At 37.3% G+C, this 23,794-nt stretch carries 23 protein-coding genes; 17 read left to right on the top strand and 6 right to left on the bottom strand.

The window, feature by feature from the left end:
* Positions 1–25: 25 nt before the first annotated feature.
* The 3 genes from DEU42_RS12970 to rnr all read right to left on the bottom strand — a co-directional run bounded on the left by DEU42_RS12970 (position 26) and on the right by rnr (position 3,714).
* On the bottom strand, positions 26–667 hold the full coding sequence (locus DEU42_RS12970) for a GIN domain-containing protein (protein WP_114758736.1): 642 nt from the start codon (positions 665–667) through the stop codon (positions 26–28).
* A 135-nt stretch (positions 668–802) separates the two neighbouring features.
* Positions 803–1,474, bottom strand: coding sequence for a head GIN domain-containing protein (locus DEU42_RS12965; protein WP_114758788.1), 672 nt, complete (start codon positions 1,472–1,474; stop codon positions 803–805).
* 53 nt (positions 1,475–1,527) lie between these two features.
* A complete protein-coding gene (gene rnr, locus DEU42_RS12960; protein ID WP_114758735.1) occupies positions 1,528–3,714 on the bottom strand; it encodes a ribonuclease R in 2,187 nt (728 codons plus the stop codon).
* A 116-nt stretch (positions 3,715–3,830) separates the two neighbouring features.
* Between rnr and DEU42_RS12955 the strand changes: the two genes are divergently transcribed.
* From DEU42_RS12955 to DEU42_RS12945, 3 genes are all read left to right on the top strand, one after another.
* A complete protein-coding gene (locus tag DEU42_RS12955; RefSeq protein WP_114758734.1) occupies positions 3,831–4,070 on the top strand; it encodes a DUF2007 domain-containing protein in 240 nt (79 codons plus the stop codon).
* Positions 4,071–4,787: 717 nt separating this feature from the next.
* Complete coding sequence (rpiB, locus tag DEU42_RS12950) at positions 4,788–5,219, top strand: ribose 5-phosphate isomerase B (protein ID WP_114758733.1); 432 nt, start codon at positions 4,788–4,790, stop codon at positions 5,217–5,219.
* A gap of 15 nt (positions 5,220–5,234) precedes the next feature.
* Positions 5,235–6,140, top strand: coding sequence for a cation diffusion facilitator family transporter (locus DEU42_RS12945; RefSeq protein WP_114758732.1), 906 nt, complete (start codon positions 5,235–5,237; stop codon positions 6,138–6,140).
* 173 nt (positions 6,141–6,313) lie between these two features.
* On the opposite strand, the gene DEU42_RS12940 is transcribed toward DEU42_RS12945, so the two are convergent.
* Positions 6,314–6,709 (bottom strand): hypothetical protein, encoded by a 396-nt coding sequence (locus DEU42_RS12940; RefSeq protein WP_114758731.1) that lies wholly within the window; start codon positions 6,707–6,709, stop codon positions 6,314–6,316.
* Between the two features lie 4 nt (positions 6,710–6,713).
* Complete coding sequence (locus DEU42_RS12935; RefSeq protein ID WP_114758730.1) at positions 6,714–7,478, bottom strand: TIR domain-containing protein; 765 nt, start codon at positions 7,476–7,478, stop codon at positions 6,714–6,716.
* A gap of 164 nt (positions 7,479–7,642) precedes the next feature.
* Between DEU42_RS12935 and DEU42_RS12930 the strand changes: the two genes are divergently transcribed.
* Both DEU42_RS12930 and DEU42_RS12925 read left to right on the top strand, forming a co-directional pair.
* Positions 7,643–9,766, top strand: a complete 2,124-nt coding sequence (locus tag DEU42_RS12930; RefSeq protein ID WP_114758729.1) for a Tex family protein — start codon at positions 7,643–7,645, stop codon at positions 9,764–9,766.
* A gap of 228 nt (positions 9,767–9,994) precedes the next feature.
* Positions 9,995–10,390 carry a DUF5684 domain-containing protein gene (locus DEU42_RS12925; RefSeq protein ID WP_114758728.1) on the top strand — a complete coding sequence of 132 codons (396 nt, stop codon included), beginning with the start codon at positions 9,995–9,997 and terminating at the stop codon, positions 10,388–10,390.
* A 75-nt stretch (positions 10,391–10,465) separates the two neighbouring features.
* On the opposite strand, the gene DEU42_RS12920 is transcribed toward DEU42_RS12925, so the two are convergent.
* Positions 10,466–10,660 carry a twin-arginine translocase TatA/TatE family subunit gene (locus tag DEU42_RS12920; protein ID WP_114758727.1) on the bottom strand — a complete coding sequence of 65 codons (195 nt, stop codon included), beginning with the start codon at positions 10,658–10,660 and terminating at the stop codon, positions 10,466–10,468.
* 194 nt (positions 10,661–10,854) lie between these two features.
* Here DEU42_RS12920 and DEU42_RS12915 point away from each other — a divergent pair, with 194 nt between their 5' ends.
* From DEU42_RS12915 to DEU42_RS12860, 12 genes are all read left to right on the top strand, one after another.
* On the top strand, positions 10,855–11,724 hold the full coding sequence (locus DEU42_RS12915; RefSeq protein ID WP_114758726.1) for a M23 family metallopeptidase: 870 nt from the start codon (positions 10,855–10,857) through the stop codon (positions 11,722–11,724).
* A complete protein-coding gene (locus DEU42_RS12910; RefSeq protein ID WP_114758725.1) occupies positions 11,724–12,074 on the top strand; it encodes an SdpI family protein in 351 nt (116 codons plus the stop codon). The genes DEU42_RS12915 and DEU42_RS12910 overlap by 1 nt, the downstream gene beginning before the upstream one ends.
* A gap of 3 nt (positions 12,075–12,077) precedes the next feature.
* Positions 12,078–12,428, top strand: coding sequence for an SdpI family protein (locus DEU42_RS12905; RefSeq protein WP_114758724.1), 351 nt, complete (start codon positions 12,078–12,080; stop codon positions 12,426–12,428).
* A 12-nt stretch (positions 12,429–12,440) separates the two neighbouring features.
* Entirely contained in the window at positions 12,441–13,922 is a 1,482-nt protein-coding gene (locus DEU42_RS12900) for a GH3 auxin-responsive promoter family protein (protein ID WP_114758723.1), read from the top strand.
* A gap of 103 nt (positions 13,923–14,025) precedes the next feature.
* Positions 14,026–15,732 (top strand): DUF6909 family protein, encoded by a 1,707-nt coding sequence (locus tag DEU42_RS12895; RefSeq protein ID WP_114758722.1) that lies wholly within the window; start codon positions 14,026–14,028, stop codon positions 15,730–15,732.
* Positions 15,716–16,720: a hypothetical protein gene (locus tag DEU42_RS12890; RefSeq protein ID WP_114758721.1), complete on the top strand. Its 1,005-nt coding sequence runs from the start codon at positions 15,716–15,718 to the stop codon at positions 16,718–16,720. Before DEU42_RS12895 ends, DEU42_RS12890 begins: the two co-directional genes overlap by 17 nt.
* Before the next feature lie 24 nt (positions 16,721–16,744).
* On the top strand, positions 16,745–18,010 hold the full coding sequence (locus DEU42_RS12885; RefSeq protein WP_114758720.1) for an oligosaccharide flippase family protein: 1,266 nt from the start codon (positions 16,745–16,747) through the stop codon (positions 18,008–18,010).
* The gene (locus tag DEU42_RS12880; RefSeq protein WP_114758719.1) at positions 18,007–18,996 is read left to right on the top strand and encodes a glycosyltransferase family 2 protein; all 990 of its coding nucleotides are present in this window, start codon (positions 18,007–18,009) and stop codon (positions 18,994–18,996) included. Before DEU42_RS12885 ends, DEU42_RS12880 begins: the two co-directional genes overlap by 4 nt.
* Positions 18,996–20,297: a hypothetical protein gene (locus DEU42_RS12875; RefSeq protein WP_114758718.1), complete on the top strand. Its 1,302-nt coding sequence runs from the start codon at positions 18,996–18,998 to the stop codon at positions 20,295–20,297. Before DEU42_RS12880 ends, DEU42_RS12875 begins: the two co-directional genes overlap by 1 nt.
* Complete coding sequence (locus tag DEU42_RS12870) at positions 20,287–21,456, top strand: glycosyltransferase (RefSeq protein ID WP_114758717.1); 1,170 nt, start codon at positions 20,287–20,289, stop codon at positions 21,454–21,456. Before DEU42_RS12875 ends, DEU42_RS12870 begins: the two co-directional genes overlap by 11 nt.
* Positions 21,434–22,678, top strand: coding sequence for an O-antigen ligase family protein (locus tag DEU42_RS12865; protein WP_114758716.1), 1,245 nt, complete (start codon positions 21,434–21,436; stop codon positions 22,676–22,678). Before DEU42_RS12870 ends, DEU42_RS12865 begins: the two co-directional genes overlap by 23 nt.
* Positions 22,675–23,787, top strand: a complete 1,113-nt coding sequence (locus tag DEU42_RS12860; protein WP_114758715.1) for a glycosyltransferase — start codon at positions 22,675–22,677, stop codon at positions 23,785–23,787. The genes DEU42_RS12865 and DEU42_RS12860 overlap by 4 nt, the downstream gene beginning before the upstream one ends.
* The last annotated feature ends 7 nt before the right edge of the window (positions 23,788–23,794 follow it).

Here is a 23,794-nt window from a genome sequence, read left to right as displayed (position 1 = left end):
GAAATTATAACTTTTATGCTACTGATTATTTCACAACAACAATTTGTGCATCGCTACTTTTAACTTCATTTACTTTCTTAGGATTTCCATAAATGGTTAGTGATCCGTCGGAAGCAACTGTAGCATCAACAGTACCTTTAGCAGTTATGCTTGCCTGTGCATCTGAAGCTAAAACAATTTCTACATTATTAGCCTTAAGTTCTTTTACATCATATTGCGCATCAGAAGCTACAGCTGCCACCATAACATCAGCCTTACCTTCTATTTTTACCTGAGAATCAGCAGCAGCGGCAACATTTAGATTCTTTACATTAAGTACAAGTTTTACTTTACTATCGGCAGCTGCAGCAAGGTTAAACTCTTTCGTGCTAATCTCATCATTGCCTATTAGTTCAGTATCAGGACCGGCAGAAATATTCTCAATGGCAGCAGTATAATATACTACAACCGAACCATCTCCATTAATGGCAAGTGCTCCTTTTTCGTTCTGAATCTGAAGCTCTTCTTCACCATTTTTAATAACGGCTTTGTTTTCAGATGATTTTATTAATGTAACATCAACATCGCCTGAAATTACAAGTGATTTGAATTCTTTAAGATTTTCAGTTTTTTGTGCAGTAACCAGATTTATTGCTGCAATAGCTGCAAGTGTAAAAAGTGTTTTCATGGGTTTTATTTTTAATTGATTGATTATAACCTTTTATACAAAGACAGCCTTATTTTTAGATTGTTACAGTTTAAATAAAAAAAATAACCCTTAAAAGAATTCTTTTCAGCGTTACTGTATTTTTTAGCAATCTGCTTAAGCTTTTTTAATATTTCCTCCTCCAAATGTATTTTCATTAATTTGCTGAGGGTTGCCATATACTCTGATATCGCCTCCTATCCGTGTTTTGGCATCAACGAGTTCGCTGGCATAAACATCTGCCTCACCACCGGCATTGATACTTACAGTTGTTTGCTCTGTAACAAGCTCTTTACCTTTAAAGATACCTCCAGAAGTAATAACAAGATCGTGGGTTTTAGCAGTTCCGTTAATGTTTAATATACCTCCTGAACTGGCTTTAGAATTTAATTTCTTTACCTCAAGATTAAGTTTAATCTCTGCGCCTTCTTTAGCATTAAGTATAAAAGCTGTAGCCTTAAAAACATCCTGAGACGCTACTCGAGCACCTTCACTTGCTTCTACCTGATCAATATTTCCTTTGTAGTACAATGTAACGCTTACATCATCTCCTTTAAGGAATTTAGTGGTTTTCATCCTGATCTTAAGCTCATTGTTTTTGTTTACAACCTCTACGTCATCTTTACCCTGCCCTTTAATAACTATTTTGTTTTCAGTTCCTTTAACCATTAAAACATCAATTTGGTCAAAGGCTCTTACAGTAGTAAAATCACCAAGGTTTTTTGATACATCCTGTGCTGATACCATTTGGAACAGCATGATTGCAGCTAATGCAAACACTTTCTTCATTTTCATTTTATTTATTGGTTCTTCTTCTTAAGACTTTACAATAGCCATATTTGTTACACTTGTGCCTTCTTTCCTAAAAACTGGAAATCAAGCTGTTTTTTAACAAGATCAGCATTCTTAACTTTTACATATACCTCGTCACCCAGCTGCAGTATGTTATGGCTAACCTCGCCAACTAACGCATATTGCTTTTCGTCGAAAGTATAGTAATCATCTTTTATTTCACGGATGCGGCACATGCCTTCACATTTGTTAGAAACAATTTCCACATATATTCCCCACTCTGTAACACCGGAGATGACACCTAAGAACTCTTCATCCTTATGGTCGAGCATATACTTCACCTGCATGTATTTAATGCTGTCACGCTCTGCATTTGCAGCCAGGTTCTCCATATTGGATGAATGTACACACTGTTCTTCTAGCGGATCTTCTTCCGCCGATTTTCCACCATCCAGGTAATACTGAAGCAAACGATGTGCCATAACATCAGGATATCTTCGGATAGGCGATGTAAAATGCGAGTAATAATCAAATGCAAGTCCGTAATGGCCTATATTATGCGTAGAATATTTTGCCTTGCTCATCGACCTGATAGCCAGTGTATCTACAAGGTTTTGCTCTTTTTTTCCCTGTACTTCTTCTAACAGGTTGTTAAGCGATTTAGATACCGAAGCCTTGCTTTTAAAATTGATGCTGTAACCAAATTTAGCGATTACCGTTTGCAGGTTAATCAGCTTATCTTCATCCGGTTCATCGTGAATACGATATACAAAAGTTTTGTTTTGCTTACCAATAAATTCAGCTACTTTTCTGTTAGCCAGTAGCATGAATTCTTCAATAAGATGATTGGCATCTTTAGCTACTTTAAAATAAACACCGGTAGGTTCTGCATTTTCATTCAGGTGGAATTTCACTTCTACCTTATCAAATGAAATTGCACCATTAGCCATTCTTTTTCTTCTCAATATCTTGGCAAGCTCATCCATTTTAAGGGTAGCCTGCTGTATTTCAGGGCTAATGGTATACTCCTCCCCTGTTAGTGATATTTCTGCAGGAATGGTATTTCCTTTGGTTTCAATAATATGCTGTGCTTCCTCATAAGCAAAACGCTGATCGGAATAAATAACAGTACGTCCAAACCATTGGTTAACAACATCTCCTTTATCTGTTAGTTCAAAAATCGCAGAAAAGGTATATTTCTCTTCATGCGGACGTAACGAACAGGCAAAGTTTGACAATACTTCAGGAAGCATAGGTACTACCCGGTCTACCAGATATACCGAAGTAGCTCTTTGGTAGGCTTCATCGTCCAGTATGGTTCCGGGCTGTAAGTAATGCGATACATCGGCGATATGGATACCTATCTCATAATTGCCATTATCCAGTTTTTCAAACGATAAGGCATCATCAAAATCTTTTGCATCACGAGGGTCAATGGTAAAGGTCAGTATATTACGCATATCTCTTCTCTTGGCAATCTCTTCCGGATGGATTTCAGTATCTATTTTTTGTGCATAAGCCTCAACATCAATAGGGAAATCATAAGGCAATCCGTATTCTGCAAGAATAGCGTGGATTTCTGTATTATGTTCTCCCGGTCTACCCAGTACTCTTGTTACTTCACCAAAAGGGCTATCAGCTTTAGCCGGCCAGTCGTCAAGTTTTACAAGTACAACATCTCCGTTCTGGGCATTGCCTTCTTTACCTTTAGGGATAAAGATATCGGTATACATCTTAGGGTTTGCAGTAGATACAAAAGAGAAATTCTTTTGTATATCAATAACACCAACAAACTCTGTTTTGGCTCTTTCTAATATTTCAACAACCTCACCTTCAGGTTTTCTTCCTCTCCTCCTGTTGTATATATATACCTTAACCTTGTCTTTATCAAGGGCTTTGTTAAGGTTATTAGTAGGGATAAAAACATCTTCTTCCAGCTCCGGAGAAATAAAATAGGCAGTCTTTCTGCTGGTCATATCAATAGTACCTTCAATGTAATCAGCTTTACTGATAACCCTGTACTTACCTCTTTCTATTTCTTCTATCTTTTCCTGTGAAGCTAAAATCTTTAGTTCCTTAATAATCTCATTCCTGCTCTTGGTATCGTTCAGCTCTAATACTGCCGATATTTGCTTATAGTTGAATGATTTATTAGGGTCTTTGGCGAGTATCTTATAGATTTTCCTCGAAAAATCTTTCTCTTTCTTTGGGGACGGTCGTCCGTTCTTCTTACTCATATATCATAAAATAATGCTGAAAATTACAAATAACTGACAGAATTATAAGGCTTTTAATGAAATAATAACTTTTAACTCTTTAAATTTATATACAAATACTACCCAAACTATCTTATATGAAAGACTTTATAACTGCTGCAGTATTTAACTATCCTCACGAAATAGCCATCTTAAAACACCTGCTTAAGGAAGAAGAGATACAACATTACTTCGAAAACGAAACTATTGCCGATCTCATGCCGATGTACTCGTACGCCAACGGTGGCATTAAACTCAAAGTTCATCCTGACGATCTCAACATTGTAAAAGAGATCATCAGCAAACTGGATACAGGAACAAATTTAAAAATCGTCTGAATCCACAAAAAGGTTTTCAACAGTTATTAAATAAAAGAAAAAAAGAAGATTTTAAAATTTTAAATTTTTGATTGTTATTATTGCTTGTTGATATGTGGAATAACTTTTTTGGGTGAAGTGAACTTTTGGAGTTATACAATTTTATACAAAGCTATCAACAACGTTAAGAGAATGTAAATTTTTAAAAATCAGCACTAATACGATTTTTTGGTATAGGTTATTAACAATGGTTAATACTAAATTTTAAGGGTGTTTTATTAATAAGTTTCACTGTTAATAGCTGTTAATAACTCCTGTTAATGTTTTGATAACATTACAGAAAAAAGTAAAAAATAAATTTGGTCATTTCGTTTCGATTTTTGATTAGTAAAAATTTCTTTCACTTCTAAAAAATCTTCTCTTTTTTCATTTTTAGTTATCAACAAATACTGTTAAAATTCAACATCCTTTAAACACAGTACTTTACGAAAATTATCAACATTATTGCATTTTAACATTTTAATCGATATATTATCTGTGCGAAGAAATGCTAAATATTTGATTTTTAAGGAGAAAAAGAAATATACCCTCAAAAAAAATTTCGCGGTGCTAACGCACCCTTATTTATTCACAACGCCGGGCAAAAATAGGCGCTAATCTTATAAAAACGTTATTTTCAGCAAATCTGAGCTGTACACCGCAATTATTTATAATTTTGCAGTCTAAACTAATATGTACATGAAAATATCTATCGGCAACGACCATGCAGGGCCTGATTATAAACTAGCTATTGTAAAACACCTTGAAAGTAAAGGTATAGAAGTGATAAACCACGGAACAGACACTTTTGACAGTGTTGACTATCCTGACTTTGTTCACCCGGTAGCGAATGACGTAGAGAACGGTGTGGTAGATTTTGGTATCATCATCTGCGGAAGCGGAAACGGTGTGGCTATGTCTGTTAACAAACATCAAAAAATAAGAGCAGCACTTTGCTGGATAAAAGAGATCGCGGTACTGGCACGTCAGCATAACGATGCTAACATCATCAGCCTTCCGGCGCGCTACACGTCGATACAGCAGTGCATAGAAATGGTTGACGCTTTCCTTAACACGGCTTTTGAAGGCGGGCGCCACCAGAACCGAGTTAACAAAATAGCTTGTAAATAGTATACATTAAGAAATATGAGCGGCCATTCCCATCCACATAAACACAAAGTAGAGGGGAAGAACCTGCTCTTCTCTATATTTCTTAACATTCTCATAACAACAGCACAGGTTGTCGGCGGGATTATCTCCGGCAGCCTTGCGCTTTTGTCAGACGCATTGCATAACTTCAGCGATGTGCTTTCTTTGGTCATTAGCTATGTAGCGCACAAACTTTCGCACAGGCAGGCCACCCTCAAACAAACTTTCGGACTCAAAAGGGCAGAGCTTATTGCCGCCTTTGTCAACGCACTTACGCTTATAGTAGTTGCTATCATATTAATATATGAAGCCACATTGCGTTTCTTTAATCCCGTAACCATTGCGCCATCGTTAGTAATATGGATGTCGCTGCTAGGCATAGTTGCCAATGGTCTTAGTGTACTCTTATTGAAAAAAGATGCCGACCATAACCTGAATATGAAATCGGCTTACCTGCACCTGCTTACCGATATGCTGGCTTCGGTAGCCGTACTGGTAGGAGGGATACTCATGAAGTATTTCCATATCTACTGGGTAGATAATATAATGACGCTTGTTATTGCGGTATACCTGGTTGTTGTAGGTTTCGACCTGTTGAAGAAAGCTACCTTTATGCTGATGCTTTTCACCCCCGAAGAAATCGACATTGAGGAAATTATCGATGAGGTCCATAAAATTTCGGGCTGCGCCCATTTGCATCATATCCACGTCTGGCACCTGAACGATGACGAGCTGCACCTTGAAGCCCACCTGGATTGCAGCGAAGATATTACGCTATCGCAGTTCAATACGCTATCACACCAGATAGAGCTGGTATTGTACAATAAATTCGGCATCAACCACGTAAACATCCAGCCGGAATACAAAAAAGAGGATCCTAAAGATTTTATAGTACAGGATTAAGTTTTAGTTGGCAGTTATAAGTTAACGGTTTACAGTTGCCTGTCATTGCGAGGAGGTACGACGTGGCAATCTTTTTTTGTCATTCTGAGCGCAGTGCAACGGAGTCGAAGAATCTCTTTTAAACACTAACTTCTTTTTATCGGCACGGATTGCAATTCGTGCTATCGGCTCGACTATTCTTCATTGTTATGATAATCATCATAATCAATTTCCTCAGCATATTCCATCAATGAGTATTTTGTATCAAATTTTGAATGTAAAACTATATGTAACCTTTTGAATAAAAGGTCCAATATATCTTTTTTATCTTCATCAGGAATTGATATTGACATATCGACAATATGTTCTTTACCTTTTTGGGCGGTTTTAATATTATCGATACAATATAGGCTAATATGAAAATCTTCTGTACCATAAATTGATATTCCTACTACCTTAAATCGTTCCTCATTAATTTTGAAATATTTACCGAAACTATCTAAATAGTCTCCATATTTAGTACCCAGATTGTCTGAAATATCTGCTGCCGCAGTGCCTACAAAATCATTATATTGAACGTCTGCTTTCATAATACTAATTATTAAATTCTCTTTTCAATGTTGCTAAAACATCGCCAAATGTTTCCTTAATATTTCCCTTTGAAAATCGTAATTGTTGAATACCATATAGATTTGAAAACTCTTCAGTGCCTGACTCTAGTAAAACAATTGCTTTACTAAAACCTAATCGTCCTTGAAATAATCCAATCTCATGAATCACATTTGGTCTTGCCTTTAATTTGCCATCTGTACCTACATCTTCTCCAGTCATAACTAATATTGCAAATGAACTTTTTGAAGCCATGTCATCTAAAATATCTCTTATAGTATGACCCGCTCTTGCACCTGTTTCATAAGCTTCAATTTTATAATCGTGCTTATCAGTGAGATGATCTTTTAAGTCTCGCCATTGAGAACTTCCTCCATGACCGATAAAAATAACAGGTGCTTTTGTAATACTAACTGGTACAATAGAGGATGCATGATTATCTTCAAAAATCTCAAAAATTTCTTCTATTTCTCCACGACTTTTTGCTACGACACTAACAGTGGTATCAATATCTTTAGTATAATTTATAGTAATTGTTATATTAGAATCTGATTTTCTGATTGTTGAAGAATCGTGTGGTTTACGATAGTCAGAAAAAAATTCTCTTATATCATCAAATTCCCATGACTCTTCATTCCTTCGTAATCTATAAGAATTTTTACCACCAGGGAACTTTACCTTATCTTCTATAATAGGCTTTATTACATCTGCAGAAAAATATACATTTTTGTATTTTTTTGATTTTTCCATTTATAATTTTAGTTAACTATAAAGATGAGTTTTTTAAATTATGATAATAACTCAAATAAAAATATAAAAATTTATCTTACAAAAAACACATTGACAAATTTTATTATATATAAATACACCTCAAAAAATATTTCTCCATATTTGTATCCCTATTATAATTCCAAATGACAAACCTAGAATACATTGCCGGACAGGTAACTGCCCCAAAAAAAGGCATTGAAGCCACGCTGAAACTATTAGCCGAAGATTGTACGATTCCGTTTATTGCCCGTTACCGTAAGGATGCCACTGGCAACCTTGATGAGGTGGTTATCGAGCAGATCGCGAAGCTTAACCAGAACTTCGAGGCTATCGTAAAGCGTAAGGAAGCCATCATTAAAAGCATCACCGAGCAAAACGCCCTTACGGGCGAGTTATCGGCTAAAATAAACGGCAGTTTCGACCTTACCGAGCTGGAAGATCTTTACCTGCCGTACAAAAAGAAAAAGAAAACCCGTGCCGATGTAGCCCGTGAAAACGGACTGGAGCCTCTGGCTAAAATCATTATGGCGCAAAACAGTGATGATATCGACTTTATTGCGTCAAAATACCTGAACGATAAGGTGGCCAATGAAGACGACGCGCTTCAGGGTGCCCGTGACATCATTGCCGAGTGGATCAACGAAAATGTATACATCCGTAAAACGCTGCGCCGAATTTTTGGCCGCAAAGCGGCCATTACTACCAAGATAACCAAGGCCGGCAAGGAAGACGAAAAAGCCAAGAAATTCGAGCAGTATTTCGACTGGTCCGAAAACCTGACAAAAGCACCATCGCACCGACTATTAGCAATGCTTCGTGCCGAGAACGAAGGTTTTATCAAATTCAAAGTAGAGATAGAAAATGACGAAGCTCTGGATCTGATGGAGCAGTCGGTCATAAAAAATAACCGCGATACAGCGGGCCAGCTACAGCTGGCTATAGAAGACAGTTACAAGCGACTGCTGGCTCCGGCAATCAGCAATGAAGTGTTGCAGGAAGCCAAAGCCAAGGCCGATGCAGTTGCTATACAGGTTTTCGCAGGAAACTTAGGGCAGCTGTTGCTTGCGCCGCCATTAGGGGAGAAACGCATTCTTGCCATCGACCCTGGCTTCCGTACCGGTTGCAAAGTGGTATGCCTTGACGAAAAAGGTGACTTATTGTACAACGAAACGATCTTTCCGCATGCGCCACAAAACGAAACGGCGATTGCCATGAAGAAGATCCGTTCTATGGTCAACGCCTATAAGATTGACGCTATTTCCATCGGAAACGGAACAGCATCTCGCGAAACGGAACATTTCATTAAAAAGATAGCTTTTGACAAGCCGGTGCAGGTATTCGTGGTAAGCGAGGCAGGAGCATCGGTATATTCGGCATCCAAAATTGCCAGGGATGAGTTCCCAAGCTACGACGTAACCGTTAGGGGAGCCGTGTCTATAGGGCGCCGATTGAGCGACCCATTAGCCGAACTGGTAAAAATCGAACCTAAAGCCATAGGTGTAGGGCAGTACCAGCACGATGTAGACCAAAGCGCCCTTAAAGGCGAACTGGACACCGTAGTGATGCGTTGCGTGAACTCGGTAGGGGTAAACATCAATACGGCGAGTAAATCTCTCCTGGGCTATGTTTCGGGCATTGGCGAGAAGCTGGCAGAGAACATAGTAACCTACCGAAGCGAAAATGGTCCGTTTGAAGACCGTAAGCAACTAAAAAAAGTGCCAAGGTTAGGAGAGAAGGCCTATCAGCAGGCAGCGGCATTCGTAAGGATCCCGAACGCACAGAATCCGTTGGATAATTCTGCCGTACACCCGGAGGCCTATTCAATAGTAGAGAAAATGGCCAAGGACATGAAGCTTAAAACCGCCGATCTGGTATCGAACAAAGAAGCCATCGGCAAAATAAATATTGATAGTTATGTAACTCCTGAAATCGGGAAGCTTACGCTTCAGGATATTTTAAAAGAGCTCGAAAAACCGGGCCTTGACCCGCGCAAAGCCGCTAAGGTATTTGAGTTCGACCCGAACATCCGTACCATTGGCGACCTGCGTATCGGTATGGTATTGCCGGGCATCGTGAATAACATTACCAATTTTGGCTGTTTTGTTGATCTTGGTATCAAAGAAAGCGGATTGGTTCACATCTCCCAGCTTAAAGAAGGTTTTGTGAGCGATGTAAATGAGGTAGTAAAAATGCACCAGCACGTAACCGTAAAAGTGGTTGAGGTTGATGAAGCGAGAAAACGTGTGGCGCTGACGATGATATTGTAATTATTTTTAAGATTAATTCCCTACGGGAATAACACCGTCGTGAAATTCATTGCTACCAACATATAATCCCTGCGGCAAATATATTAGTAAAGGAAAAATCACTCGATTAACATTTTTTGTTCTTTTGCCATAAGCTAATATGTTAAAAAATAACATAACCCATCGGCTAATTGTAAGAAAAAAGAAATATATTAGCAACTTAACCAAAACAAAACCAAATTATTAGTTATGGAAAAAATTGGAATTTTTGAGATGCTGGGGGTATTTTTGATACCTGTTCTTATTGTTAGCCTTTTGGTATTAATAAGCTACTGGAAGCTTTATGAAAAAGCAGGTAAACCGGGATGGGCTGTATTGATCCCAATTTACAGTACGCTGGTATTGCTTGAAATTATCAGGAAACCTTGGTGGTGGCTATTATTGATGATGATACCGGGTTTAAACATTATCTGGGCTATCTGGGCATTGAACCTTTTTGTAAAAAGCTTCGGAAAGAGTGAAGGTTTTACCATTGGATGCCTGTTTTTGCCGTATGTATTTTTCCCCATCCTTGCCTTTAGCAAAGACACAAAATACATTTACGATACAAACGAATTTAATTCCATCGGAACAAGCGAGGTATAAAGCTTGTTCGATTTTATAAAACAAAAAACCCCGATAAGATTCTTATCGGGGTTTTGTATACTATATCTATATAAATTATAGTTTGTTTTCGTCTTGCGAAGCTTGTTTTTTAGGCGCAGAGGTTTCTTCAGCACCATCTTTAGCTGCGTTTTTAAATTCTTTAATACCGGTTCCTAAACCTTTCATAAGTTCAGGAATTTTTTTACCGCCAAAAAGAAGTAAAATTACTGCAATTACTAATATCCATTCAGTTAAACCAAATTTACCCATGACAACAAGTATTAAATTATAGTGCAAAGTTAATTATAAAATGACTCACAACAACTATTTACGACAAATATTTGACTTTGGTTTGCGTTAAATAAAATAAATACGTTAAACCGATGTTTGTTTATCGTAATGTTTAGTGCATATAAATAATAAAATAGGGCAGTATTACTATATTTGTGAATTAAAGCGTAAGTATGAATGCAAAGAGGCTTAAAAGGCAGATAATCAAAAAAAAACTGTTCACCAAGAACCGTCTGGTGATATTGAACGAAGATACTTTTGAGGAACTTTTTTCTTTTAAGCTTAACCTTATGAACGTATTTGTGGCGGTAACATCCATAAGTATTGTTATGATTGCGCTTACTACTTACATTATTGCTTTTACTCCGCTTCGCGAATATATTCCGGGTTATGCCTCGACCAAACTAAAACGCCAGGCCACCGAAAATGCTATTAAGAGCGATTCGCTGCAAAAGGTTATTGAAGAGAACAAGATGTACCTGGCTTCCATAAAAAAAGTACTTACCGGCGACCTGGACCATACTAAACTGAGCCGCGATTCTATTCAGCCGGCGGAACAAAAAGACCTTAGCAATGTTGATCCGGGACCATCTGAAGCCGATAAAAAACTTCGTGAGCAGGTAGCGCTTGAAGATAAGTATAACCTTTTTGAGCAGGCAAAACCAAGGGTAAGCATGGTACTTTTCCCTCCGGTAAAAGGTCATATTACCGACCCATACAGTTCAAAGAACAAACATTTTGCAGTTGATATAGCAGTGGCTAAAGATACCCCTATTAAAGCGGTAGCTTCCGGAACGGTTATACTTGCCGACTGGACACCAACAAACGGTAACGTGATTATAATCCGCCATAACGACGGTATCATTTCGGTATATAAACACGCAGCACTGCTAACCAAAGAGCAGGGCGATATTGTAAAACCGGGTGAGGTAATTGCCATGGCAGGATCTACAGGTAGCCAGAGTACAGGGGTGCACCTGCATTTTGAGCTTTGGAAAGACGGTTACCCTATTAACCCATCACAATTTATAGATTTTGAATAATGGAAGATTTTATTGCTAACATATTTCAGATTTCTCTTGTATGCGGCGTTTGTTTTTTGATTGCTGCTGCCCTGATGTATATATTTCCGCCTAAGAAGATAAACTGGCTTTATGGCTACCGTACTGTAGCTTCGATGAAGTCGAACGAGCGATGGGAGTTTGCCCAAAAGTATTCGACAATTCAGATGTTCAAGGCTTCGGTTTTCATGATACTGTTCTCGTTTACGGGATTCCTGTTTCCTGATTCGGTACCGGGACGTTTGTTTGGATCTTTCATTATTGCCATTGGAGCCGTTTGCTATATGTTTATTACTACCGAAAGGGAATTGAAGAGAAGATTTAAAGACTAAGAGATGAAAGAGTTTTTAAGCCAGATATTTACGGTAGCCTTTAGCTGTGGGATCGTGTTTATGGTAGCCTCAGTTATAGGATATTTTTATCCGCCCAAAAAGCTTAATGCATGGTTAGGTTACCGCACTCCGGCCTCATTATTATCGCAGGAGCGTTGGGATTTTGCTCAAAAATTCTCAGCATTGGTAAGGATTAGAACGGCTCCCATACTGATATTGCTTTCACTTACAGGTTATTTTTTACCCGAAGGGAAATACGTGCGTATGTTTGGTTCGCTGTTTCTGATAATTATCTGGGTAAGATATATGACAGTGGTAACGGAAAAAGAATTGAAAAAACGATTCGCTAAATAAAATTTTCAAAGGATGTCCTTAAAATCGATAGGAGCAAAAATATTCGCCAGCATAATTCATAACCGTAACCAAAAATGGATTACCAATCCTGTGACCACACAGCAAAAGGTTTTTGAATCGCTTTTGGCTACAGCCAAAGAAACGCAGTTTGGTAAAGACCATAATTTTGGGAAAATAAGCTCGTACACCGATTTTGCCAAAAATGTTCCGGTTCGTGACTATGAAGCACTGAAAGACTACATAGAAAAAGTGGTGCACGGTGAAGAGGATATTCTTTGGCCGGGTAAGCCGCTGTATTTTGCCAAGACATCGGGCACTACATCGGGGGCGAAATATATTCCGCTTACCAGGGAATCGATGCCGTTTCATATCCAGGCAGCGCGTAATGCTATTTTGGCTTACATCTATGAAACAGGGAAAGCTGATTTTGTAGATGGTAAAATGATTTTTCTTCAGGGCAGCCCTGAACTCGACGAAAAGCACGGTATAAAATTCGGACGTCTTAGCGGCATTGTTGCCCATTTTGTTCCGGCCTATCTGCAAAAGAACCGTATGCCAAGCTGGGAAACCAATACTATTGATGACTGGGAAACTAAAGTGGATGCTATAGTAGCAGAAACCTATAATGAAGATATGGCTGTAATATCGGGCATACCGTCGTGGGTACAGATGTATTTTGAAAAACTGCAGCAGAAAGAAGGAAAAAAGGTAGGTGACATCTTTAAAAACTTCAACCTGTTTATATATGGCGGTGTCAACTACGAACCCTATCGTGCCAAATTTGAAAATCTTATCGGCCGAAAGGTAGACAGTATAGAGCTTTTTCCGGCATCTGAAGGTTTCTTTGCCTATCAGGACAGCCAGACCGAAAAAGGGATGCTGCTGCTATTGAATTCGGGCATATTCTATGAATTTATAAAAGCAGATGAGTTCTTTACTGAAACTCCGCGTCGTTATACTATTGGCGAAGTTGAATTGGGCATAAACTACGTGCTCATCATTTCAACGAATGCCGGGCTATGGGGCTATAACATAGGCGACACTATTGCGTTTACATCTTTAAGCCCTTACCGCGTAATTGTTACGGGAAGGATAAAACACTATATATCTGCTTTTGGTGAGCACGTAATAGGTAAAGAGGTAGAAACTGCTCTTAAGTTGGCCATGGAAGGGACGATGGTAAGCGTTAATGAATTTACCGTAGCACCACAGATAAACCCCGAAAATGGATTGCCATACCACGAATGGTTTATTGAATTTGAAAACGAACCCCATGATATGGATGCTTTTGCACTGAAGATAGACGGGGCCATGCGAAAGCAAAATGTATATTATGACGATTTGATAGTGGGCAACGTTCTGCGCACGGTGGTTATTACTAAGGTGCAGAAGAACGGTTTTCAGGAATATATGAAGTCAATTGGTAAGCTGGGCGGGCAAAACAAGCTGCCACGACTGGCGAATGACCGTAAGATCGCTGATTTTTTTAAATAGGCAAAAGCAACGCTTTGCTACTATTTACATCCTAAAGACGAGGTAACGTATTAAATATCCAACCAAAAAATAAATCCTACATTTGCCGTAGGGACTAAACGTTATGCAAGGCATTAAAAACATATCACGGTCAAGGGCACAGGAATCTTCTGCTGCCATAGAGAAACTGTACATAACAATGAGGCATCTGTTTAACAGAGGCTTTTATAAACCTATGGGAGTATCGGGCGATACGCTTCGTGAAGCATTGCTTTCACTTCGTCCTGAAATCTACGGGTCTATTGCTGAAGAAAAAGCCGAACTGAACGGGCTTCTTTATGTAATAGAACGTTTGCCGATAGGTATTGAAGAATGCCGTTTTGTAAACCTTACTTCTGACGAAGGTTATTCTAAATCGCATTTTAAGGCAATAGTTCCGCCAAAGCGTAAACGTAACTGCTACCGTATAGACGATGAGCAGATGAATGTAGAGATTACCCGTGGACGATCAGACATTTACGATATACTTACGCATCTTACCTTTATTTATATTGAATCGTATAAAATAAAGGATCGTGTAATTATTGACGATAACACCGAAATTGCACGCGACTGGGTAAAACTTGAGCAGGTAATTCAGGCGAATGCCAAATTAAACCTGGTTGAAAGAGAACAGGCTATATCGCACGTATCGAATATACTGGGACGCACCTTTGCAGAGATTACCGATATATATGATGCTTTTGGAACAGCAGCTCAACCGGACAGATTTCTGCACGTAATATACTGGCTGGGAAGGCTTGCAATTGAAGAAGCGCAGGGCGGACCTAAAAGAACCATAACCTTTAGCCCTATACTAAGGGAGAGGCTGGGACACCATATTCATGGCGAAATTTGGGCAGACAATATTAAAATGGTACTTAAGCAAAACGGATTGCTCGAAAGGCCGATTCATATTATCAGCGCCAACATGCACAGTGTAATGAATTCAGTTTATGCACCTTTTGTGCTTAAAACTAAATTTAAGGATAAAACTGATTTCTCGGGGTTTGAGGAGTTAAGTAAAGCCAATAACGGCGCGCTAAGAGATAAGGTTGAAGAAGAGGCTCTGAAGAACGGAATGATTGCCATGCCGGATACATCGGGAACCAACATAGATGTACAGATTTTTGACGCTGCGAAAATAGATTTTGCAAAGACGGCATTCCATAATATAAAAATCGCCGATAAACCACCGGTAATTATAGTAATGGATTATGCTTTTGGTGAGCAGGCTTATGAAACCATAGATGAGTTGCTGAAACCATTTAAGGAGGGCAAGCTAAGATCTTTCTTAAATGTAGAGTCGGTATCCATAATGGGTAAGGCAGGTATTCTTGAAGGCGGAAAGGGTGATATCATGATACCATCGGCACACATAAACGAAGGTACAGGAGACAATTATCCTTTTGACAATGAACTTACCCCTGAAATGTTCGCAGGACAGGGTATACCTGTATATAGCGGGCCTATGGTTACGGTATTGGGAACATCTCTTCAGAACAAAGACCTGTTGAGGTTTTTTAACGAATCTACTTGGGGAGTTATAGGACTGGAAATGGAAGGATCACATTACCAGAAGGCAGTCCAGTCGGCATCAAAAATAAGGAAGAGCATTAACCCTGATGTAAAGGTAAGATATGCCTACTATGCATCTGATAATCCTCTTGAGACAGGAAGCACGCTCGCATCTGGCGGGCTGGGGACTACCGGGGTTAAGCCTACTTACATGATTACAATAAAAATTTTAGAACAAATATTTAATAACAAACCAAATGACAAAACAAACTGAAACTACTAACCACGAGATAGACATTGATGCAGTTTCGAAGAAAGTAAAAGGCTTTATTTCAGGTATTAACGATTCGTTTTTTGACGGGATACTTTTTATAAAGCGATATTTTATAGTTGTTATAGCACTCATCCTCGTAGGGGGAGGATATGGTTTTTATACAGATAAAAACTCGAACCTGTACCAACATAGTATTATTGTTACACCAAATTTTGGAAGTGTAGATTATTTGTATGAACAGGTAAAAGGTTTAAACGGGAAAGTAATTCAGGGCGATAAAAAATTTCTTAATGAAATAGGTATTTCTGAAGGGCAGTATGTTGCTAAGATAGAAGTTGAGCCTATAGTTGATATTTATAACTTTATAAATGAAGAAAATGGATTAAATATCATCAGTACAGAAAACGTTAAATATTTTACATTCAGGCAAATATCTGACAAAAGGGATATGACTGAAGTTCTTGAAGAGCAGGCTACGGCTAAAAATTATAAAAATCATGTTATAACCATTACTACCTCACAACAAGCTGATAAGAAAACTTTTGTTCAGCCGGTATTAGATTATCTAAATTCCAGTTCTTATTTTAAAGAGGTTCAAACAGAAGCTGTAAAAAATCTTGATATTAAAATAGCCGAAAACGACAGTATGGTTAAACAGTCTAATGAGATTTTAAGCCACATGAGTCAAAACAACGGTCACGGAAGCAATACTGTTTTACTTAACGAAAAAACCGGTCTTAACGATATCCTTGTTATAAAAGATCAGCTTATAAGACAGCAGGCAGCTAATAAGGTTAAAAGAATAGACTATAGCAGTATCATAAAAGAATCTGCATCAATGCTGAATGTTAAAAAAATAAGCATTCTAAGTGGTAAAATGAAGTTTATTTATCCATTAGTGCTATTAGGATTATTTTTTGCAATAATGTCGTTTAGAAAATATTATACTAAGCAGATGAATAAACGTAATGATATTGTGCAGGACTAAGTTTATAAAGTATTTTAAAGCCGCATGCTTAATAAAACAGGACAATTTAAAGACTATATAGTTTATGGATCGGGCCAGGTATTAAACCTGGTCGCTCCATTTATAATTGCCCCCTATGTAATTGCCGTATCGGGCATGGAAAACTGGGGCAGAATAGGTATAGCTCTGTCTGTTTTTACGCTTTTGGGCATTTTTATAGATTTTGGTTCTCAGCTTATAGGGGTTAAGGAATTAAGCATTAATAAAGGCAATACAGCTAAAATAAAAGCGCAGCTGGATGAGGTATACACATTTAGAGCTATTGCTTTTATTGTAATTACAGTGTTGCTTTTAGGAGTACTATTGGTTTTAGATCTCGATTATAGGCTTTACCTGTGTGGTGTGGCTATGCTTTTTTCGCAATTTCTTAATCCGTTATGGATATATCAGGCTTTTGAGGAGTTTACGGTAATAAACCGTATTATAATACTTTCTAAAGCCATCTATTTAATTACAGTATATGTTTTTGTAAAAGATACGGATACGTACCAGTATATGCTTTTGTGTTATGGCGGAGCCAATGCTGCTATTTATGGTTTCTTTTTAGCTAAGCTTTATGCTAAATACCACCTTTCGCTGTTTAATGTTCCGATAAGCAGACTAGTGGATAATTTTAGGAAAGAATTTCCTATTGTTGTCTCTAACTTTTCAATATCGGTATATACTTACGGGCCGATACTTATTGTTGGGGAGTTAAGTGGCGAATATCTTGCCGGGATTTACCATGTCGGAGATATGTTGCTAAAGATAATCAGAAGTTACCTGTCAGTTTTTTTCAATGTAAGCTTCCCTAAGTTTTGTAGTGCTTTTAATGCCGATAAAGAAAAGGGACTTAATTTTTTAAAGACCATAAATAAGTACCATTTGGGCTTACTGGCCTTTGGGCTTTTTATGGCTTATGTTATAGTGCTGCTTTTATTAGAAAGAGTGAGTATTAGCAATGAGCTGCATGAAGGAATAGTATATGGGGTGAAGTTTTTGGGAATAGGTTTTATCATAGCACTTAATATACCTTTTTATCAGCTGCTTATATATTATAATAAACAAAAGTCTGTATCGGTAATATCGGTATTGGGTGCAATTGTAATGTTCATGTCGTGCTATTTATTAACACTTGCTTTCAATATAGATGGGAGTATAACTTCTTTATATATAGTTGAGGTATTTATTACCGTATCAATAATCATAGTGTGTTATAAAAAAGTATTTTCCGGAGGGTTAAGATTACAAAATTTAGAGGGCAATAAATGAAGAAGGTTTATATAGTACTATTAAATTATAAAGGGATTAAAGATACTCTTGAGTGTCTGGAAAGCCTTTTAAAGCTGGACCATCCCAATTTTCAGATATTTGTTGTGGATAATACAGAAGCTCAGCACGATCAGGATTTGTTTGCAGACTGGGCTCAGGGTAAACCTGTTCAAATTGATACTGCTTTTGAAAATTTGGTTTATCCGTTGGCTGTAAAGCCTGTAGATCATATCATCACTTCTCAACATGAGTTCTTAGTCGGAGGTTTTAACCAGAAGATTGTTTTTGTAAAATCGGACAGGAACGGAGGTTTTTCAGCCGGAAACAATATAGCCTTACGCCATATTTTAAAGTTTGGAGATCAAGATTCATTTATATGGCTGCTGAATAATGACACAGTAGCTGAAAAAGACTCACTTTCGGAACTTGCAGCCTTTGCTGGGATGGAGGAGAATAAAAACACAGGAATAATAGGTTGCCGATTAGTATATTATTATACACCTGATAAAATACAGGCGGTGGGCGGAAGATTTAACGAAACATTTTTTATTTCGGAACACGAAGGTGAAGGGCAGCCTGTAACTACTGCTAAAAGTAATTTTAGAAAAATAGATTATGTAATTGGAGCCTCAATGTTTGTGCCTTATACATTTTTACATGAGGTGGGACTGCTTAGTGAAGACTACTTTTTGTATTATGAAGAGCTGGACTGGACCTACAGGGCAAGAAAAAAAGGATGGAGTATAGACTGGTGTCCCGAAGCGATTGTATATCATAAGGAAGGTGCTTCTATAGGATCGTCATACAGAGAAAAAAAGAGTCTTTTTTCGGAAGAACAGCTTTTTAAAAGCAGGAGGATATTTATAAAAAAATTCTATACTCTTTCGGGAAAATTTTACTTGTCAGGTTTACTCCTGGTGGCAAACAGGATTCGTAAAGGTAATTTTGAGGCAGCTGCTGCTGTTGCCAAAACAATGTATAAATAATGAAATTAAAGATTGTATTAATTTTTATAGTGCTTTTGGCCAGTATTTACCAGGATTGTCCTTTGGTAAATGTTTTTGGTGAGCTGGCAAGAACACCTATTGTGTTTATGAGTATCCCTATGGGGCTCTACTTAATGCTTAGTGGTAAATTTTATATCTCTAAATACAACAGCTACCTGATTTTATATTTGCTTTATCTTGTCATTATAAGTGTTTTTTATTTAGCTTTTGTAATTATCTATACCGGGGATGTAAATTTTTTAGGTGAAAACCTTATTGTAAAGGCCATAAAAATGGCAGTATATCCGGGCGTTATAATAGTTTACTATCAGTTTATATATACATGGTTAGACAGGGGAGAAGATAAATTTACAATCTTGTTGTATGCACTTATTGGTGTCGAAATTTTTATAACATTGTTTCTAATTGTAGAATCAGTAAGTTTGGATTCAGGGTATTTTTTAACAGCTATTCATGCCAGTAAAGACGGTTATTGGAGGATAAGACTGTTAACCTATGAAGAAAGCTGGATAGGGTCTATAATTACTATTCTGATATTTTTACCTGTATTTTTAGTGGGTTACTTAAATAAACCCAAAAGGCTAAAAAACTTTGTGTACTGCCTGTCGGCATTTTTATTTGTTTACTACACCTTAAAAAGCCAGTCTAAAGGTTATCTTTTGCTTGTATTAGTTTCTATCATGCCATTAGTAATCAAAAAACTATATGACAATAAAGAAACAAGAAAACTGCTTTATGCTGCTATTCCGGTTATTTTAATTATTAGTGTAGGAGTTTATTTTTCGTTATCACAAATTGTTGCTAAACACTGGTATACCAGCGGCAGCTTTGGTACCCGGTTTGGTTCGTATGCGGCTTCATTAAGTACGTTTGTATGTAATCCGCTGGGTGTAGGACTTGGTTCATTTATATATTATTTCGCCGAAGCGATTAATGATATTTTAAGGTCTGAAATGTTCTCGGGACTTGTATTGTCTGAAATTATGGGTTACAGAAGAACAACTCAGGCACTTTCTACCAAAACTTATTTTTTTGATCATCTTATTATGGGAGGAATAGGTTTCCTGGTCTTTTTTTATTATTTTTTCATCAAACGATATTTTTTCTTTTCAAACATAAAAAGGACAGACGTACTTTTTATAATTATACCCTTAGTGTTTGTAACCCTTGGAGGCGTAGTTTACTTTACTTATGATATTAAATATGAAGTGTGGTTTCTTATGGCCTTTACTGATGTACTGCAGAAAAAACTGATGACAACGCAAAACGATGAAGCATAACAGGATATTAGTTGTAGTAGGATACTTCCCTTACCCGTGTCATTTTGGAGGAGCCATTGATGTATACGGGCGCATAGAAGCATTAAACAAACTGGGTTATATTGTAGATATGGTATGCAGTTGCAAGGCAATGCCCCTTGACGAAGATTTTACTGCAATGCAATTGATTACAGAGAATATTTATATTACCGAAAGAAATAATAGGGTTACAGATTTAATCTTTTCTCAGCCGTTACAAGCTCAATCAAGAAAAAGTCTTAAAAAAGTTAAGCTCGAGAAAGTATATGATTTTGTAATACTGGAATCAGAAAGTACAGCTCCTATTTTGGAGAACGAAACTCTGAAAGTCTCTAAAATTGCTTTGCGGGTACATAATGATGAATCAAAATACTTTTTTCAGTTAGGCAATAGCAGTAGCAATATATTTAAGAAGCTGTACTATTACCTTGATGCCCTAAAGTTCAGGAGGTTTTCTAAAAGGGTTTTTGATAAGGCAGACAGGCTCTGGTTTATATCTAAAGATGAATATAATGTCTTTGCTGAGCAGGAACAGTGGGCACAAAAATCGTTTCATCTGCCATCCGCATCGGTGCAATTGCCGGCTCAGCAAAAGCTTGGCGGCAGGAATGTACTTTTTATAGGCTCTTTGTTTATGCCTAATAATATAAATGCCATAAAGTGGTATCTTGATAATGTACATTCTAAACTGATTAACGATTTTCCGGATTACAGCTTTGTTGTTGTTGGAAGTACCGGAGATGTAAAAGAAGAAGATGTTTTAAGCATGCTTTCGGGATATAGCAATGTTGAGGTTCACTTTAATGTGCCGGATTTGGCTCCTTTTTATGCCGAAGCAGCTCTTTTTGTTAATCCAATGCAGTTTGGTACCGGAGTAAAGTTAAAGTCGCTTAACGCTATTAATAATGGACTTCCTTTGGTGTCCACTCATGTAGGAAGTGAAGGTGTTGGGCTTATTGATAAAGAAATGTTTTTAAAAGCCGACAGCCCTCATGACTTTTATGCTGCAATAGTCCGGATATTTTCAGCCAAACCGGAAGCGAATGCAGCGATGGTAAAAAAAGCTCAGGACTTTTTAAATAACAACGATTACTTAACGCTACTTAAAAAGGAAACAGATGATCTTATTAAACAGGCTTAAAACTTACGAATATATTACCGCACTTGTGGCCTCTTTTCCCTTAATGGGACTTAAGGGAGGCGTATATGTTGTAATATTGTGGAGCGTTTATTCGTTGTATATAGCAATTTCAATGAAATCGTATAAGCTCACTAATAATGACATTAAAAATGTAGCTGTGCTTTCTGTGCTTTATCTCGCGTATATAGTAAGTTACTTTTTTGCGGATGATAAGCGTGAAGTAGGGAAATTGCTAGAACGCGCCCTGCCTTTTTTATTGTTCCCATTGTTTATGATTATGAATAAACAATTTATTACCAAACAAGCACTAATACTGTCATTAAAAGTTTTTGTTGCAAGTTGTATTTTACTGAGCCTTTATGTATGGGGTGTGATATTTTATAAAGGAATTGATAATGTTTTTAGCGAAGACAATTATTACAATCCTGTAATAAGAAATATTTTTAATGATGTTTCCGGAATTCATTTACCCTATTTAGGAATGCTCTTTGTTTTTGCGTCATTAATCCTGTTATACAATATGCTGGTTAACCGCAAGGCAAACGGTTATTTAAAGCGGTTATTACAGTTAGTAGGTATTGTGTTTCTTCTTTTTTCGGTAGCAACATTTATGGCAAGAATGGCCTTGTTCATATTCTTTATTGTAGCTGTATTCTTCTGTCTGAAACAGATGAAAACTTTAAAACAGCTTGCCATTGCAGGAATAGTAGGATTAATTATAATTGGTTCGGTACTAATGCTGCCCTCATCTCAGCGTCGCATAAAAGAAGGTCTTGCTACCGAGTATGTACTTCCGCATGCCGGGCAGCCTTCAGAACAGGTAAATTTCAGATTTGGAGTATACCATTGTGTACAACAAGTACTTAAAGAACATTGGCTTACAGGGGTAGGAGTAGATAATGTACAGAAAAAACTTAATGAGTGTTATTCGGTTTATACTTACAGGGCTTCTGATGATTATATTAATATAAACTACAACTCCCACAATCAGTATTTCGACATAATGTTGAAATATGGTATTTTTGGGCTCATTATATTTTTAATCTCTTTGTTTTGGGGAGTAAAGAATAAATACATTGTTTATCAGGGTTTTATAATTGTTATCTTTATAGCTCTGTTAACAGAAAATATATTCAGCAGGCAGGTAGGAGTTCTGTTTTTTACGTTTTTTAATACATTATTCTTTGTAACCAAAGAACAAAAAACTTTAAATAAGATTTGAAAAAGGCAATAGTAATAGACTGGCTGGATAAGTATGGCGGTGCAGAGAGAGTAATAGGAGCTTTTGAAAAGGTTTTTTCATTTGATATTACCTATACACTGGCTAATATTATGCCCGAAACTGAATTAGATAAAATTTACACGCACAGAAAACCTGTAATCGTTGAAACACCTCTCAAAAGGTTTGGTTCTAAGTTCAGGGCTCTGTTTTTTACGTTTCCTTATTTTATAAGGACATTAAAGGTTAGTAAAGATGTAGAGTTAATTATATCATCGTCTCATGCTGTCGCTAAAGGAATAAAAAAGACAAGTCCGGGACAGTTGCACATAAGTTATTTTCAGGCCCGAAATTGCAATTATATTTGGGGCGAGTATAAGTTGTATTTTGGTTTTTTCGGACATATAATTTACCCCTTGATTTCTCTTTTGAGAAAAATAGACAGGAAGCAGGCGCAAGAGCCTGACTTTATTATATGCAATTCGTTTTTTGTAAAGAATTGGGTAAAAGAAAAATATAAAAGAGATGCCAGTGTTATTTATCCACCAGTAGATCTTTCCTGTTTTTCGCTACAACCAGATAAAGAAGATTATTATGTAGCAGTAGGAAGACTGGCAGATATTAAACGGTTTGATATTGCCATTGAGGCTTTTAAAGCTATGGGTAAAAAGCTCATAATTATAGGCGATGGCGACCAGGCAAAAAAATTAAAAGCGATAGCCGGCAGTAATCCTAATATTGTTTTTACAGGATTTCTGGATTCTTTAGAAGTAAATGATTATATAAGCAAGGCAAGAGGTTTTATACAAACCGGTATTGAAGGGTTTGGTATTTCGCCTATAGAAGCACAGGCTTGCGGTACCCCCGTGATAGCTTTTGGATACGGAGGAGTGCTGGAAACTGTAAAAAAGAATGAAACAGGTGTTTTTTTTGATGAGCAAACAGTACATTCATTAACGGATGCAGTAGGCCGTTTTGAACAACTTCATTTTGATTATGCCAAAATAAGGAGCCATTCGCTACAGTTTTCTAAAGAACGATTTGAAAAAGAAATAAAAGAATATGTAGAGCGTAAGTGGGACGAACATATAAATACTTTGCATAAGCTTTAATAAAATA

Origin of the sequence: Flavobacterium sp. AG291 (assembly GCF_003350375.1) — a bacterium.
GTDB lineage: Bacteria > Bacteroidota > Bacteroidia > Flavobacteriales > Flavobacteriaceae > Flavobacterium > Flavobacterium suzhouense.
Note: the sequence above shows the minus strand (reverse complement) of the source record. Positions and strands in the feature narration are given on the sequence as shown.

Coding starts and splice junctions, on each gene's coding strand:
- DEU42_RS12970 (WP_114758736.1), bottom strand. CDS start 667: ATGAAAACACTTTTTACACTTGCAGCTATTGCAGCAATAAATCTGGTT.
- DEU42_RS12965 (WP_114758788.1), bottom strand. CDS start 1,474: ATGAAGAAAGTGTTTGCATTAGCTGCAATCATGCTGTTCCAAATGGTA.
- rnr (WP_114758735.1), bottom strand. CDS start 3,714: ATGAGTAAGAAGAACGGACGACCGTCCCCAAAGAAAGAGAAAGATTTT.
- DEU42_RS12955 (WP_114758734.1), top strand. CDS start 3,831: ATGAAAGACTTTATAACTGCTGCAGTATTTAACTATCCTCACGAAATA.
- rpiB (WP_114758733.1), top strand. CDS start 4,788: ATGAAAATATCTATCGGCAACGACCATGCAGGGCCTGATTATAAACTA.
- DEU42_RS12945 (WP_114758732.1), top strand. CDS start 5,235: ATGAGCGGCCATTCCCATCCACATAAACACAAAGTAGAGGGGAAGAAC.
- DEU42_RS12940 (WP_114758731.1), bottom strand. CDS start 6,709: ATGAAAGCAGACGTTCAATATAATGATTTTGTAGGCACTGCGGCAGCA.
- DEU42_RS12935 (WP_114758730.1), bottom strand. CDS start 7,478: ATGGAAAAATCAAAAAAATACAAAAATGTATATTTTTCTGCAGATGTA.
- DEU42_RS12930 (WP_114758729.1), top strand. CDS start 7,643: ATGACAAACCTAGAATACATTGCCGGACAGGTAACTGCCCCAAAAAAA.
- DEU42_RS12925 (WP_114758728.1), top strand. CDS start 9,995: ATGGAAAAAATTGGAATTTTTGAGATGCTGGGGGTATTTTTGATACCT.
- DEU42_RS12920 (WP_114758727.1), bottom strand. CDS start 10,660: ATGGGTAAATTTGGTTTAACTGAATGGATATTAGTAATTGCAGTAATT.
- DEU42_RS12915 (WP_114758726.1), top strand. CDS start 10,855: ATGAATGCAAAGAGGCTTAAAAGGCAGATAATCAAAAAAAAACTGTTC.
- DEU42_RS12910 (WP_114758725.1), top strand. CDS start 11,724: ATGGAAGATTTTATTGCTAACATATTTCAGATTTCTCTTGTATGCGGC.
- DEU42_RS12905 (WP_114758724.1), top strand. CDS start 12,078: ATGAAAGAGTTTTTAAGCCAGATATTTACGGTAGCCTTTAGCTGTGGG.
- DEU42_RS12900 (WP_114758723.1), top strand. CDS start 12,441: ATGTCCTTAAAATCGATAGGAGCAAAAATATTCGCCAGCATAATTCAT.
- DEU42_RS12895 (WP_114758722.1), top strand. CDS start 14,026: ATGCAAGGCATTAAAAACATATCACGGTCAAGGGCACAGGAATCTTCT.
- DEU42_RS12890 (WP_114758721.1), top strand. CDS start 15,716: ATGACAAAACAAACTGAAACTACTAACCACGAGATAGACATTGATGCA.
- DEU42_RS12885 (WP_114758720.1), top strand. CDS start 16,745: ATGCTTAATAAAACAGGACAATTTAAAGACTATATAGTTTATGGATCG.
- DEU42_RS12880 (WP_114758719.1), top strand. CDS start 18,007: ATGAAGAAGGTTTATATAGTACTATTAAATTATAAAGGGATTAAAGAT.
- DEU42_RS12875 (WP_114758718.1), top strand. CDS start 18,996: ATGAAATTAAAGATTGTATTAATTTTTATAGTGCTTTTGGCCAGTATT.
- DEU42_RS12870 (WP_114758717.1), top strand. CDS start 20,287: ATGAAGCATAACAGGATATTAGTTGTAGTAGGATACTTCCCTTACCCG.
- DEU42_RS12865 (WP_114758716.1), top strand. CDS start 21,434: ATGATCTTATTAAACAGGCTTAAAACTTACGAATATATTACCGCACTT.